The sequence below is a fragment of the Bacteroides sp. MSB163 genome (genome assembly GCF_036416795.1).
GTDB classification, from domain to species: Bacteria; Bacteroidota; Bacteroidia; order Bacteroidales; family Bacteroidaceae; genus Bacteroides; species Bacteroides maternus.
Genome location: NZ_CP143867.1, coordinates 5,623,832 through 5,637,899, shown reverse-complemented (window position 1 = coordinate 5,637,899; position 14,068 = coordinate 5,623,832). Strand labels below are relative to the sequence as shown.

The following is a 14,068-nucleotide window of genomic DNA, read 5'->3' as shown; positions in this document are numbered from 1 at the left end:
TAGTTGCTGTTAATATCAAGTACATATCTTTTAGAGAAGAAAAAATAAAAAAATAAATTAATATGAGAAGATTTTTATATATTTCATTCACTAGCGAACAATCTTTTACGGGAGGGTTACAATGTAGCCATAGAAATCTCCAATCAATAGAGGAGCTTTTTGGGAAAGAATATGTGGATTCATATATTATTAAACCATATCAGAATAGGAATTTCTTATCTACTAAAATAAAAAGAATATATGATATTTTTCAAGGGTATATGGGAGGGCTACAAAAGGAAAAGGAAAATGAAATCCTGAGAAAAATAGCGAAGAGTCACTACACTGATGTGTTTATAGATAGTTCCTTATTAGGATTGCTGTCCAAGAAAATTAAAAAGAAATTTTCAAATATACGAATCTATACTTTTTTTCATAATATAGAATATAATTTTGTTAAAGCGTCTGTTATAGTAAATCATGATTATTTACGTTATTATTGGTTGCCATTAGCTAGAATAAATGAAAAGTCTGCTTGCAAGTATTCAGATAAAGTTATTGTACTTAATGAAAGAGATGCTGCAGAACTTCAGATTATGTATAAACGGATGTCAGATGCTTGTATTCCCATTACATTCAAATCCAACTATATTATTGATTCTAGTGAAAAAAAACAATTAGTCGACAATGTTCATAAACAAGCTTTGTTTGTTGGAAGTTATTTTTATGGCAATGTAGAAGGGCTAAAGTGGTTTTGTAAAGAGGTGTTGCCTAATGTTGATTTACGTCTAACAATTGTTGGGGCTGGAATGAATCAATTGAAAAGTGATGTAAAAGAAGATGAAAAACTCATTATTTTGAGTGATGTACCAGATTTGACTCCATACTATGAGAAGGCGGATTTTATGGTATTGCCAATATTGTCTGGAGGTGGCATGAAGGTTAAAACAGCAGAAGCACTTATGTATGGTAAATATATCTTAGCCACAATGGAAGCCTTAACTGGTTATTATGTTAATTCTTCTATGGCAATCCAGTGTGATAGTGCTGATGAATTTATTTGTGCTATTAGAAATTTAAATTTGAAGTATAAATATAATGAATGTTCTCGAAAATTGTTTGATGAAAGATATTCATTTGATGTATCGTTAAAGTTATTTGAATTAATATTTAATACGAAGTGATTTATCAACTTCTCTTTATTTTTTTGTCTCTTCTGGTTATAGGAGAGGAATGTATTAAGCCAAAACAACGTAAATGGCTATTATTATGTGGAATATTAGCAGTAGGTTTATTTCAATCTTTACGCTGGAAAACTGGTACGGATTGGACTTCATATTATGATTTTTTTATTCATTCTAATAATTCTATTTGGCGAGAAGAGGCAGGTTTTGAACTTGGTTATACTTGCCTAAACCAACTGATAAGAGGTTTTTCAGATTCGTTTACCGTTTTCTTATTCGTAGAATGTTTCTTGAACTTGTTTTTTATTGCTCGTTTCGCCAAAGATATGAAAGTGAACCAATGTATGGTATTATTGGTTTCATTTGCGTTAATGGTATTTCCTATTAGATATACATTGGCAAATAGTATAATATTATGTTCGTATAAATATATAATAGATAAGAAGTTTTTCCCTTTCCTCTGTTTCTTTCTATTGGCATTTTCTATACATAGAAGTGTGATTGTATTCTTTCCTATGTATTTTCTTGTTAGAAAAGAATATTCTTTTAGTGTACTAATAGGAATTTTTACTATTGCTGTTATAGTAGGGTTATTAGGTGAAACAACATTTGCTAATGTGTTAAAGTTAATAACTATTTTATATGCTGGTGTAGGTGATACATTTCAAGAGAAATTGAATGCTTATGTTACAGGAGATATTCCTGATCGTTTGTCAATGAATCCGATGCAATATTTATTGACATATTTAAGCAGTATATTTTTTGTGTTATTATTTTGCTATTATCGAAAGAAGTTCTTTATGGGTAATCAAGTATATAATGTGTTATTGAATTTATATGTTTGTGGTATTAGCTTTAATAGACTATTTCTACAGATTATTCCTGATTTTGCAAGGGCTACTTCTTTGTTTACAGGTGGTTTGTCAGTAATGCTATTATTAATAGTATCTCAATATCATCGTCGTACTACAAAAATTGTCTGGTACATGGTATTAATCTTATATTTTTATTTTCAATTTAGAAAAGGTTCTATTGAAGGGTATTACAAAGATATATATATACCTTATTATAATATTTTTTCAGAAGGAGAGCGATTCGGATCTACAATCTAAAATGCATGTTTTGATAATTTCCAAAGTACTATATGTTATGGAATCAGAATTAATAAATGCAAAAATATGTTTTGAATGCTTTCGGCAAAAAATGTCTTTCAGTAATTTCCCTGAACGATAAGTCAGAATTGGTTATGTACGAATTCGATAAATGAACCTCAATATTTTATAGAAATACAAGAAAAATGGAAACACATGTTGTTATTATGGCCGGTGGTATTGGTAGCCGTTTTTGGCCCATGAGTACTCAAGAGTATCCCAAGCAGTTTATAGATGTAGTAGGGTGTGGAAAATCGTTACTTCAATTGACTGTGGAGCGTTTCTCGATGCTTTGTCCTATGACAAACTTTTGGGTGGTAACTAGCGAGAGATATGTAGATATTGTAAAAGAGCAATTGCCGGAATTGTCAGAAGATAATATTCTTGCAGAGCCGCTTCCACGTAATACGGCTCCTTGCATTGCGTATGCCTGTTGGAAAATAAAGAAACTGCATACTTTAGCAAATATTGTTGTTACACCTTCGGATGCTTTGGTTGTCGATATAGTAGAATTTCAAAGAGTTATAAATGCTGCGCTTGAGTTTACTGCCTTGAATAATAGTATCGTAACGATAGGTATAAAGCCTAATCGGCCTGAAACGGGTTATGGCTATATATATGCAGCTGAAAAGATTGGAAATACGGAGCTTTATCGGGTTGAAGCTTTTAGAGAAAAACCAGATTTAAATACTGCAAAGTACTATCTTCAAGTAGGTAATTATTTTTGGAATGCAGGTATCTTTGTTTGGAATGTGAATACTATTGATGAGGTAATTAGGCGATATACTCCCAGCCTGTCGGAGGTAATGGATGAAATGTCATTAGACTTTTTTACAGAGATAGAAAAAGCAACAGTCAGTAAGTTATTTCCTAAATGTGATAAGATATCCATTGATTATGCTGTAATGGAAAAGGCAGAAAACATATACACTCTTCCTGCTATGTTTGGTTGGAGTGATTTGGGTAGTTGGGGCGCACTCCGAATGTTGTTACCGCAAGATGAGGATGGCAATGCTTGTATTGGTGAAGATGTGAGGATGTATAATTGTCGAAATTGCATTGTTCATACGCAGGGAGAGAAACAAGTCGTGGTAGAGGGCTTGAACGACTATATAATAGCAGAAAATAAAGATTGTTTGTTGGTGTGTAGCTTGAAAGAAGAACAAAAAATTAAAGATTTTACAAATAAATAATAAGTGTCTGATTTTGACATCTTATTGCTTAGGTATGTTTTAAAAGGCTCAAATCTATTTTGAATTTTATTGTACAGAAAGCATGTTAAAGTATCTTTTATAATTCTGTGAAGTAAAGTTGAATGTTAATTATTGATGATAAATTAATTATGAAAAATGAAAATTTGGATTGATAATATAATTTTTAGTTTACAAAAGACAGGTGGTATCTCTGTTGTATGGTATGAGATTATTAAACGATTGTTATATTCTGGTGTAAAAGTTACAATTATAGAATATTCTTGTGTGAATAATATGCAACGTATGCAACTGGTAGTTTCTCCGGATTCCATAATCAAATATCCTCGTTTTATGTTGAGATATAAGCGCTATCTACCTGTAAGTTGTAAAAATGTAAGTGAGAGTTTTATTTTTCATTCATCATATTTTAGAATTAGTTCAAATCCAAATGCCATTAATATAACGACAGTTCATGATTTTACTTATGAATATTTTTATCATGGTTTACATAAATGGATTCACTGTTGGCAAAAGTATTATGCAATTCGTAAATCAAAATATGTTGTTTGTATATCAGAAAATACTAAAAAAGATTTACTTAAATTTTTACCTGATGTAGATGAAAAGAAGATTCATGTGATTTATAATGGAGTATCTGACGATTATCATCCTTTGGAGAATGTGGCAAGTGCTAATTTACCATATAGTTATAGGTCTTATTTATTGTTTGTGGGAGAGCGAAAGGCTTATAAGAATTTTAAATTAGTAATAGAAAGTATGTGTGATAAAGATTGGAGAATTATAATAGTTGGATCTGCATTAACTCAGGAAGAGAAAACTTTTCTAGATTCAAATATTGGTAATCAACGCTATTATTATGCTGGACGAGTTTCAAATAAACAGTTGAATATTTTGTATAATGGAGCTAAAGCTTTAGTCTATCCTTCTTCTTATGAAGGGTTTGGTATTCCTGTATTAGAGGCCCAGAAAGCAGGTTGTCCTGTAATAGCTTATAATGCTTCTTCTATTCCAGAAATAATAGGTGATACACCTCTGTTAATGAACACCTTAGATAAGGTCGAATTATGTAGTAAACTGGAACTATTGTCGGATGAAAGTCTTTGTTCAGAAGTGATACGGAAGGGGCTTGAGAATGTCAAGAGATTTAGCTGGGATAAGATGTATGAACAACTGATGTCTCTATATGAAGAAGCTTATAATGGGAATTTAAAAAATACAAAATGAAGACTATATTAATTATTACTGCAGTTTTTCCTCCTGAGCCTATTGTGTCTTCTCGATTATCATTTGATATTGCAGATAAAATGTCGGAAGATTATAAAGTAACGGTTCTACATCCTCGCTCAAGTCGTCCTTATGGATTTTCTTTTAATAAAAAAGCAGATAAAGTGAGCCAATTTGAAGAAATTACGCTTGACTCTTATGTATGCCCTAAATCTAAATTAATAGGCCGTTTTTATGAAAGCTTTAGTTTTGGCTTACATTGTAAAAAATATATTGAGAGATATTGGAATCGCTTTTCTTGTATTTATGTAAACTCATGGCCGCTATTTTCACAGGCTTTGATAGTAAAAACTGCTAAGAAGTATAAAATACCATGTATTGTACATGTGCAAGATATTTATCCGGAATCATTTACTAATAGAATAAAATCTAAATTTATTTCATGGGTTATACGTTCTACATTGTTACCTATTGATCAGTACATCCTTAATAATGCTACTCATATATTAGCTATTTCTATCAATATGAAAACGTATTTGATGAGAAGTAGGAAACTGAATGGGCGTATGATTACTGTTGTGGAAAACTGGCAGAATGAGAGTGATTTTATTGCATATAAAAACAGCCATGAAATGAGTGAGAAGAATTCTATTTTATCCTTTATGTATTTAGGGAATATTGGTCCTGTAGCAGGAGTTGAATTCTTAATTCATTCTTTTGTTAAAGCAAATTTGAAAAAGGCGAGATTAATTATTGCTGGAAGCGGTTCTAGAAAGCAATCATGTGTGGATTTGGCAAAATATTACCAAAGTGCAGAAATTGAATTCTGGGATGTTCCGGATGGTAAAGTTCCTGAGATACAAAGTCAAGCGGATATAATGCTTCTACCTGTAAAAAAAGGGGCAGCGATGAGTTCAATTCCTTCTAAATTACCAGCATATATGTTTTCACAGAAACCTATAATAGCTTCTTTGGATTTGCAAAGTGATACAGCGAGAGCAATTCTGGAAAGTGATTGCGGCTTGGTTGTAGAAGCGGAAAATGAGCTGGCTTTGATTTGTGCATTACAGGAGACAATTCAATGGCAAAATAGCGGCATTTTAAAGCGAAAAGGATATAATGGTTTTAATTATGCAATGGAACGATTCTCGAAGAAACACAATTTATCTTTGATAACAAATTTGATAGAAGCATATGTGTGTTGAGGTAAAAGAAATATCTATTAAAGATATAAATGCACTTGTTATTGTTCATAAACGCGCTTTCCCGGATTTCTTTTTGACTAGTTTGGGTGATCGCTTTTTATCATTATATTATAAAACGGTGAAAAAAAATAATCAAGGAATTCTTTTGGGGTATTACAGAAAAGAGAAATTGTTGGGTTTTTGCGCTGCAACGATGGTATCGACTTCTTTCCATTCTCGCCTTATAAAAGAAAATCTGCTTGATTATTCCTTTATTGCTTTTCGTTTGTTATTCTTTCGTCCTTTGTCTATTGCAAGGTTGTATAAAAATTTAGTGAAAAAAGGCTCTTCAGTAAAAGATAAAGGTAATTATGCTGAATTATTATCTATTGCCGTTGATACTTCTTGTCAGGGGGAGGGAATAGGAAAAAAACTGCTTAATGAATTAGAAAAAATAGTGATTGAAAGAGGGGGTGATTGTCTATCTTTAACTACTGATTTTGAGGATAATGCAAAAGCACAAGGTTTTTATACTTCTATAGGCTATAAAGTATTTTATGATTTTGTAGCCTATCCTAAAAGAAAAATGTATAGATACATTAAGAATTTAAATAAGTGATCGAATGGGAAAAATAGCATTAATAACAGGAATAACAGGTCAGGATGGCTCATTCCTTGCCGAGTTTTTAATAGAAAAAGGTTATGAAGTTCACGGCATTCTTCGTCGTTCTTCATCTTTTAATACAGGACGTATTGAGCATTTATATCTTGATGAATGGGTGCGGGATATGAAAAAAGACCGTCTGATCAATCTTCATTATGGAGATATGACAGATAGTAGTTCACTAATTCGGATTATCCAGATGGTACAACCGGATGAAATCTATAACCTTGCAGCGCAAAGTCATGTAAAAGTAAGTTTTGATGTACCTGAATATACAGCAGAGTCAGATGCTGTAGGGACACTTCGTATGTTGGAGGCGGTTCGTATTCTAGGCTTGGAAAAGAAGACAAAAATTTATCAAGCTTCTACTTCCGAATTATTTGGTAAAGTACAGGAAGTTCCACAAAAAGAAACAACGCCATTTTATCCTCGTAGTCCATATGGTGTTGCAAAGCAATATGGTTTTTGGATTACAAAAAATTATCGTGAAAGTTATGGTATGTTTGCTGTTAATGGTGTCCTTTTCAACCATGAGAGTGAACGACGAGGAGAGACATTTGTGACTAGAAAAATAACACTTGCCGCTGCCCGTATAGCACAAGGATTTCAGGATAAACTTTATTTGGGCAATTTGGATGCACGTCGTGATTGGGGGTATGCAAAGGACTATGTGGAATGTATGTGGCTTATATTGCAGCATGATGTTCCAGAAGATTTTGTTATAGCTACAGGTGAAATGCATACGGTTCGCGAATTTGCTACGCTTGCATTCAAGGAAGCAGGTATTGAACTTTGTTGGGAAGGCGAAGGGGTAAATGAAAAGGGCGTTGATGTAAAAACTGGTAAAGTATTGGTTGAAGTTGATTCCAAGTATTTCCGACCTTGTGAAGTTGAACAGTTATTAGGAGATCCGACAAAAGCGAAAACATTGCTTGGCTGGAATCCAACAAGGACTAGTTTTTCTGAATTGGTGAAAATAATGGTGGTGCATGATATGCAGTTTGTTAAAAAATTGTATGTCAGGGCGCAATTAGATGATTAAAATTATTGTTAATTATATAGCCGAATATGAAAATTCCATTTTCGCCCCCTTATATTGACGAGGCGGTCATCAACGAAGTCGTTGATTCGTTACGTTCCGGCTGGATAACTTCCGGACCTAAAGTGAAAGCATTGGAAGAAGAAATCAGAGTCTTTTCTAATGCTCAAGAAGTGCTTTGTGTAAACTCTTGGACTTCGGGCGCTATAATGATGCTCCGTTGGTTGGGAGTGACAGAGGAGGATGAGGTAATTGTACCAGCATATACGTATAGTGCCACGGCTTTAGCAGTGCTTCATGCTGGTGCAAAGCCAGTCATGGTAGATTCCGGGGAGGATTTTAATATCTCCGTAGAAGCTATTCGCAAAGCGATTACTCCAAGGACTAAAGCTATTATTCCAGTAGATATTGCAGGTTTTCCTTGTGATTATGATCGTATCATGAAACTGGTTAAAGAGCCTGAAGTGCAGAGTTTATTTCAGGTAGCATCTCCGGTACAGGAAAAGTTAGGACGCATTCTTGTAATGAATGATGCAGCGCACTCTTTAGGAGCTTATTACAGCAAAAATCAGCGTACAGGATGTGAAACAGACGTCGCTATCTTTTCTCTTCATGCTGTAAAGAATGTGACGACAGCTGAAGGAGGAGCCATCTGTCTAAATTTACCTGAACCATTTGATAATACGGAGCTTTATAAAGAGCTTCGTATGATGAGTTTGAATTGCCAGACTAAAGATGCTTTTTCTAAGTCGAAAGCTGGTGGTTGGCGTTATGACATAGTAGGTTTAGGTATGAAAATAAACATGGCTGATGTAAATGCGGCTATTGGTCTAGCTCAGATACGAGAATACCCCAAATTACTGAAGGAAAGGAAAAGAGTCTTTAATGCTTACTCGGAAGCATTTGCTGATTGTGATTGGACTATTTTACCCCCTTCGGTTGCTGGAGAAAAGGAAAGTTCATATCATATTTACGCTCTACGTATTAAAGAATTTACAGAAGAACAACGCGATCGAATGATTAATGAAATTGCGAAAAGCGAAGTTGCTGTAAATGTTCATTTTATTCCAATGCCGATGCTTTCATTTTTCAGCTCATTAGGATATGATATAAAAAATTATCCGCAAGCTTATGAAAATTTTAAAGGAGAAATTTCTTTGCCTATTTATCCACAATTAGATGGAGAAAAATTGAATTTTATTATTAGAGTTGTAAAGGAAGCATATTGGAAAGTGATTGGTGATAAATGATGATTCGTTTTTTTGATATTCTCTTTTCTCTTTTGGGCATAATTGTGCTCTTTCCTGTTTTTTTATTGTTATATATAACTATTCGTTTGGAAAGTAAAGGCGGTGGTTTTTATAAACAGTTGCGTGTAGGGCGTAATGGTAGAGAATTTTATGTCTACAAATTCCGTTCAATGCGTATCGGTTCGGATAAACAGGGCTTGATAACAGTAGGTGGACGTGATCCGCGAATTACTCGTATTGGATACTTTATTCGTAAGTACAAATTGGATGAATTGCCACAATTATTCAATGTACTGAAAGGAGATATGAGCTTGGTAGGTCCTCGCCCGGAAGTTCGGAAATATGTTGACCTATATACGGAAGAGCAAAGAAGGGTACTGTCTGTTCGTCCTGGGATTACAGATTATGCATCTATAGAGTATGTAGATGAAAATACGATTTTGGGACAGGCAGAAGATGCAGATCGTGCGTATATGGAACAAATTCTTCCAGATAAAATTCAATATAATATGAAGTATATCAATCACCGTTCTGTGAAAGAATATTTTAAAATTATTTTTCTGACATTTTGGAGTATTGTACATTCGTAAAGAAGCTGTTGAAATGTATAAAGGTATTATTTATACCTTATTATATATGGAAAAAATAATATCTGTTTAAATATTTATTTTTGATAACATTTATAAGCTCAAAAATAATACTCATACTGGCTCCCGGCAGACAATTATTGTCTTGTCGGGATTTTTTTTGTCCATAATTGAACAGGTAGCATCAGCCGGTGTTCTCCGGTAGATGCTACCCAGGATGAGTAAGCTTTAAAGTTCAAATTTCACTGCTGCCCAACGGTTTTTCTCCTGATGGTGTACAAAGTGTAATCCGTTACGTTCGGCCTCTGCCTGGATCAGAGGAATGTCATCCACATAGAATCCACTCATAAAGAGTTGGGAGCCCTTGTGCATGCAACGCACATACTGTTTCATGTCATTCAGCAGAATGTTCCGGTTGATGTTGGCGATGACTACGTCAAACGGACCTTTATCTTCCAGTGAAGAGGCATCTCCCTGAAATACAGAAATATTGTCTACGTGGTTCAATTCGATGTTTTCAAGTGAGTTACGAACGCACCATTCATCAATATCAATGGCAGTACAAGGTTCTGCACCACGCATGCGAGCAAGAATGGCAAGGATAGAAGTGCCGCAACCCATATCGAGAAGGGACTTGCCTTGCAGGTCGCTGTCCAGTAGTTCACCGATAATGAGGCTGGTGGTTTCGTGATGTCCTGTGCCGAAAGCCATTTGTGGATTGATAACAATGTCATACTCTGTTTGGGGAACATCGTGATGGAAGGTGCTGTGGATGACACAGCGGTCACCAATCACAATCGGTTGGAAGAAGTTCTTTTCCCATTCCTCATTCCAGTCTTTATCTTCGGCTTCTGTAAAAGTATATTCGATTTGTGTGTCCGGTAGGGGGAACTCGTCAATAGCTGCTTTTACAGTTGCTTCATCATACAAATCTTTTTGTATATAGGCGGCAATACCATCTTCTTGCTCAACAAAACTTTCAAAACCTGCATCACCTAGGATAGCGGAAAGCACATCGTTTACTACTTCTGTACAAGGGGAAGTGCGGAAAATAAATTCTAAATATTTCATTGGAATATAATTTATTGTTAAATGCAAAGCGATTGTTAGCGAAGCGAACCAGTTTCTTTGTATATTTGTTTACTAGCTGCAAAGATAATGCAAATCGAATGCAGAACTTTCATGCTTGCATGAAAAAGTTATGCTGAGATGCAGCTTATCTTCTATAAAGATAGGGCATTTAGGGAAATCCCTATAATCATTTGGGGAAATTCTCCTGTATGCGGTAAAATCCATCGCTATCTTTGTGACGTGATAAAATGGATTAATGTAAAACCTATAAACCACACCCATATGAAAAAGATTGTTTTTTTATCGCTTTTTGCCTTGTGCCTCCCTTGGATGGTTTCGGCGCAGAGCATAGATGACGACCTTTACTACATTCCTTCTAAGGATAAGAAGGAAAAGAAGCAGGAGAAGAAAGTTACAAGCTCTGCTCCGACTGAAGAAATTGTAGTAAAGTCGAATGCACCAACTACGGTTTATACGTCGCCAGGTAATACTACTGTTGTAGTACAGGATCGTAAAGGAAATACACGTGATGTAGACGAATATAACCGTCGTTATGATTCTCGTGAGAATGACTTCGTAATGGAAGATGATACCTTATATATTAAGGAAAAAGCAGTGCCCGATCCGGATGGTGAATGGGTAAATGGCTTCGATGGTTCGGAAGATGATTATGAATATGCTATGCGTATCGTACGTTTCCGCAACCCGCGTTATGCGGTGAGCATCAGTAGCCCGTATTATTGGGATATCGTTTACGGTCTGAATTCATGGGACTGGAACGTTTATACTGACGGAATGTATGCGTATGCTTTCCCGACTTTCTCTAACCGCTTATGGTGGGATTGGCGTTATAACTCCTACGGATGGGGAGGCTATCCTTATTATGGTTGGGGTGGATACTCACCTTATTACAGTTACGGTGGCTGGGCCTATGGCTGGGGCGGTTTCTACGGTGGCTGGAGTTGGGGATGGGGACATCATCACCATCATTATTATCCTGGCGGTGGCTGGTATCCCGGTGGCGGTGGACACTGGGGAGGCAACCATTGGAGCAACAATAATGTTTATACGAGCAGGCGTTCTTATGGAAATAGAGTGTCCTCAGGAAATCGTGTATCAGGTTCATCAACTGCACGGAGATCTTCAGGTTCTACAAGTGGCTATCAAACAAGACGCAGTGCTGGTTCTACAAGTGGAGAAGTGAGAAGAAGCTCTGGTACAAGTTCAACTCGCCGTGTGGTAGGGACCCGTGCTTCATCCGAACGTCCGGGAATGAGTACACGGACAGACGCTGCTTCATCACGTCGTTCAACATATACTCGTCCGAGTAGCACTCGTAGTGGTGCATACAATAGCAATGTGCAAAGTGTACGCAGTAGTAGCAATCGTGGTAATTCTGCGGTTCGTCCTTCCGGTACCAGTACACGCAGTAGTAGTACACGTAGTTCGTCAACTTATAACCGCGGTAGTTCATCTGCTCCACGTAATTATGACAATGGTGCAAGTAGTCGTTCCAGTAGTCGTTCTTATGATTATAATCGTTCTTCTTCCAGCACTCGTTCTTCTAGCAGCTATTCATCAGGTGGCAGCTCACGCTCTAGCGGCAGCTATTCTTCAGGTAGTGGTGGAGGTTCTACCCGTTCAAGTGGTGGCGGAGGCGGTTCTTCCAGTAGAGGCGGTGGAAGAAGATAAACAGATACGTGAATGTAATAATAGTTTTGAACTAGAAAGAACATTGATTATGAATAAGAAACTGACTTTAGTCGCCCTTTCATTGCTTGTCTCAATGGGAATGGGTGCGCAGACTATATATGATGTTACAAAGATGACAGAGAAGGATTTGAATGGAACAGCTCGTTTTGTTGGTATGGGCGGAGCCATGGGGGCATTGGGAGGTGATATGTCTACCATTGCAACTAATCCTGCAGGTATAGGTATTTATCGTAGTAATGATGTTACTGCTTCATTTGGTTTTTCATCAACCGGAACAGAAAGTACGTATGGTGGTAATACTTTCAATTCAAATAAGAACCGCTGGCAATTGAATAATGCTGGTTTTGTACTTTCTAATAAAATTGGTAATGAGACCACCTTGCGATATGTAAACTTCGGTTTCAGCTATAACCGTTCCAAATCATTTAATAAAACGACGTCAATGGAGGGGTTGCTTAATCTGACACCTGACGGGCAGGTTGTTTCGCAAACTTTTTTGATGGCTTCACAAGCTGGAGGAATGTTGGAAAATGGGTATGATATAAAATATATAGATGATAATGCTACTCCTAATAATAATGTATTTAATAATAATAATGTAGGTTGGTTGGCTGCTTTAGGATGGGGTGGCTCACTTTATGATCCCTTATATGAGGATGTGAATAATAAAGACAGATTGACAGGATTTGGTGCTTTTCTTCCCCAACCTTATAGTAAGTTCAGATCACGTGAAACTGGTGGGGTGGATCAATATGACTTCAATATTTCTTTCAACTTTAATGATAGGGTGTATTTGGGAGTAACTGTAGGTGCTTATGACTTGAATTATACCAAAAGTTCCATTTATAGTGAGGATTATGACACAGGGGAATATTATGACTTAAATAGCTGGACAAAGATTGACGGAACAGGATTTGATTTTAAATTGGGAGCAATCATACGTCCTTTTGAAACATCTCCTTTGCGTATTGGACTTGCAATACATACTCCTACATTTTATAAGTTGACCTTGGCTACTAATGTTTTTCTTGAGTCTGGTATCTATGGGCAGAATGATAAGGGGGAAACTGAGTTTTATAAAACAACAGTAGATAGTTATGATTTTTTGGATAACAAAGATATGACTTATGATTATGAACTCCGTACTCCATGGAAATACAATCTAAGTTTAGGATATACAGTTGGTACAAATCTTGCTCTCGGTGCTGAATATGAATATCAGGATTACTCAAGTATACGTCTTTATTATCCTGAAGGGGATGAGATGGGGTATGAAAATTCTACAATCAAAGAAATGCTGAAAGGAGTAAGTACATTCCGCATAGGTGCAGAATATAAGGTGATACCTGAGTTTGCTTTGCGTGCCGGATACAATTATAGCACGGCAGCATATAAAGACGGAGCATATAAGGATTTGCCGCTGAACTCTGTTATGACAGATACGGACTATGCTAATGCTAAATCCAAGAGTAATTACACTTTAGGTATTGGTTATCGTGGTTCATTAGTTTATGCAGATTTGGCGTATCAATATAGTACTTACAAATCAGATTTTTATGCTTTTGATGATGAATATCTAAATAAGACAAAAGTGACAAACACACGTAGTCAAGTGATATTTACTTTAGGTATGCGCTTCTAAAAGAGTAACAATATAAGCAAATAACCTTTCATTGCAAATACCTTGTGTATTAACTAAATCCCCAGAGTCTGCATCACAGCACTTTGGGGATTTTTTATATTGCTATAAATTAGGCGAAAATTTATGGTGGTATTTGTATAAATTGTTAAAATGGTTGTATGTGGCT

At 35.8% G+C, this 14,068-nt stretch carries 12 protein-coding genes; 11 read left to right on the top strand and 1 reads right to left on the bottom strand.

Annotated features, from left to right (window positions below):
• Positions 1-62 precede the first annotated feature (62 nt).
• From VYM24_RS22225 to VYM24_RS22185, 9 genes are all read left to right on the top strand, one after another.
• Complete coding sequence (locus tag VYM24_RS22225) at positions 63-1,163, top strand: glycosyltransferase (RefSeq protein WP_291548881.1); 1,101 nt, start codon at positions 63-65, stop codon at positions 1,161-1,163.
• Positions 1,160-2,275: an EpsG family protein gene (locus VYM24_RS22220; protein WP_291548883.1), complete on the top strand. Its 1,116-nt coding sequence runs from the start codon at positions 1,160-1,162 to the stop codon at positions 2,273-2,275. Before VYM24_RS22225 ends, VYM24_RS22220 begins: the two co-directional genes overlap by 4 nt.
• A 185-nt stretch (positions 2,276-2,460) precedes the next feature.
• Entirely contained in the window at positions 2,461-3,507 is a 1,047-nt protein-coding gene (locus VYM24_RS22215) for a mannose-1-phosphate guanylyltransferase (RefSeq protein ID WP_291548884.1), read from the top strand.
• Positions 3,508-3,663: 156 nt separating this feature from the next.
• Positions 3,664-4,752, top strand: a complete 1,089-nt coding sequence (locus tag VYM24_RS22210) for a glycosyltransferase family 4 protein (RefSeq protein ID WP_291548886.1) — start codon at positions 3,664-3,666, stop codon at positions 4,750-4,752.
• Positions 4,749-5,957: a glycosyltransferase family 4 protein gene (locus VYM24_RS22205; RefSeq protein WP_291548888.1), complete on the top strand. Its 1,209-nt coding sequence runs from the start codon at positions 4,749-4,751 to the stop codon at positions 5,955-5,957. Before VYM24_RS22210 ends, VYM24_RS22205 begins: the two co-directional genes overlap by 4 nt.
• Positions 5,947-6,555: a GNAT family N-acetyltransferase gene (locus tag VYM24_RS22200; RefSeq protein WP_291548889.1), complete on the top strand. Its 609-nt coding sequence runs from the start codon at positions 5,947-5,949 to the stop codon at positions 6,553-6,555. Before VYM24_RS22205 ends, VYM24_RS22200 begins: the two co-directional genes overlap by 11 nt.
• Positions 6,556-6,559: 4 nt before the next feature.
• Entirely contained in the window at positions 6,560-7,642 is a 1,083-nt protein-coding gene (gmd, locus tag VYM24_RS22195; RefSeq protein WP_291548891.1) for a GDP-mannose 4,6-dehydratase, read from the top strand.
• A gap of 26 nt (positions 7,643-7,668) precedes the next feature.
• Positions 7,669-8,889, top strand: coding sequence for a DegT/DnrJ/EryC1/StrS family aminotransferase (locus VYM24_RS22190; RefSeq protein WP_291548892.1), 1,221 nt, complete (start codon positions 7,669-7,671; stop codon positions 8,887-8,889).
• Positions 8,889-9,479, top strand: coding sequence for a sugar transferase (locus tag VYM24_RS22185; protein ID WP_291549010.1), 591 nt, complete (start codon positions 8,889-8,891; stop codon positions 9,477-9,479). The genes VYM24_RS22190 and VYM24_RS22185 overlap by 1 nt, the downstream gene beginning before the upstream one ends.
• Before the next feature lie 225 nt (positions 9,480-9,704).
• On the opposite strand, the gene prmA is transcribed toward VYM24_RS22185, so the two are convergent.
• The gene (gene prmA / locus VYM24_RS22180; protein WP_291548894.1) at positions 9,705-10,547 is read right to left on the bottom strand and encodes a 50S ribosomal protein L11 methyltransferase; all 843 of its coding nucleotides are present in this window, start codon (positions 10,545-10,547) and stop codon (positions 9,705-9,707) included.
• 282 nt (positions 10,548-10,829) lie between these two features.
• Here prmA and VYM24_RS22175 point away from each other — a divergent pair, with 282 nt between their 5' ends.
• Positions 10,830-12,239, top strand: coding sequence for a hypothetical protein (locus VYM24_RS22175; protein WP_118434719.1), 1,410 nt, complete (start codon positions 10,830-10,832; stop codon positions 12,237-12,239).
• A 49-nt stretch (positions 12,240-12,288) separates the two neighbouring features.
• Positions 12,289-13,902 (top strand): OmpP1/FadL family transporter, encoded by a 1,614-nt coding sequence (locus VYM24_RS22170; RefSeq protein WP_022210026.1) that lies wholly within the window; start codon positions 12,289-12,291, stop codon positions 13,900-13,902.
• The last annotated feature ends 166 nt before the right edge of the window (positions 13,903-14,068 follow it).

What these genes read in the sequence shown, in the direction of transcription:
- VYM24_RS22225 (WP_291548881.1), top strand. Translation starts at nt 63, where the DNA reads ATGAGAAGATTTTTATATATTTCATTCACTAGCGAACAATCTTTTACG.
- VYM24_RS22215 (WP_291548884.1), top strand. Translation starts at nt 2,461, where the DNA reads ATGGAAACACATGTTGTTATTATGGCCGGTGGTATTGGTAGCCGTTTT.
- VYM24_RS22210 (WP_291548886.1), top strand. Translation starts at nt 3,664, where the DNA reads ATGAAAATTTGGATTGATAATATAATTTTTAGTTTACAAAAGACAGGT.
- VYM24_RS22205 (WP_291548888.1), top strand. Translation starts at nt 4,749, where the DNA reads ATGAAGACTATATTAATTATTACTGCAGTTTTTCCTCCTGAGCCTATT.
- VYM24_RS22200 (WP_291548889.1), top strand. Translation starts at nt 5,947, where the DNA reads ATGTGTGTTGAGGTAAAAGAAATATCTATTAAAGATATAAATGCACTT.
- gmd (WP_291548891.1), top strand. Translation starts at nt 6,560, where the DNA reads ATGGGAAAAATAGCATTAATAACAGGAATAACAGGTCAGGATGGCTCA.
- VYM24_RS22190 (WP_291548892.1), top strand. Translation starts at nt 7,669, where the DNA reads ATGAAAATTCCATTTTCGCCCCCTTATATTGACGAGGCGGTCATCAAC.
- VYM24_RS22185 (WP_291549010.1), top strand. Translation starts at nt 8,889, where the DNA reads ATGATTCGTTTTTTTGATATTCTCTTTTCTCTTTTGGGCATAATTGTG.
- prmA (WP_291548894.1), bottom strand. Translation starts at nt 10,547, where the DNA reads ATGAAATATTTAGAATTTATTTTCCGCACTTCCCCTTGTACAGAAGTA.
- VYM24_RS22175 (WP_118434719.1), top strand. Translation starts at nt 10,830, where the DNA reads ATGAAAAAGATTGTTTTTTTATCGCTTTTTGCCTTGTGCCTCCCTTGG.
- VYM24_RS22170 (WP_022210026.1), top strand. Translation starts at nt 12,289, where the DNA reads ATGAATAAGAAACTGACTTTAGTCGCCCTTTCATTGCTTGTCTCAATG.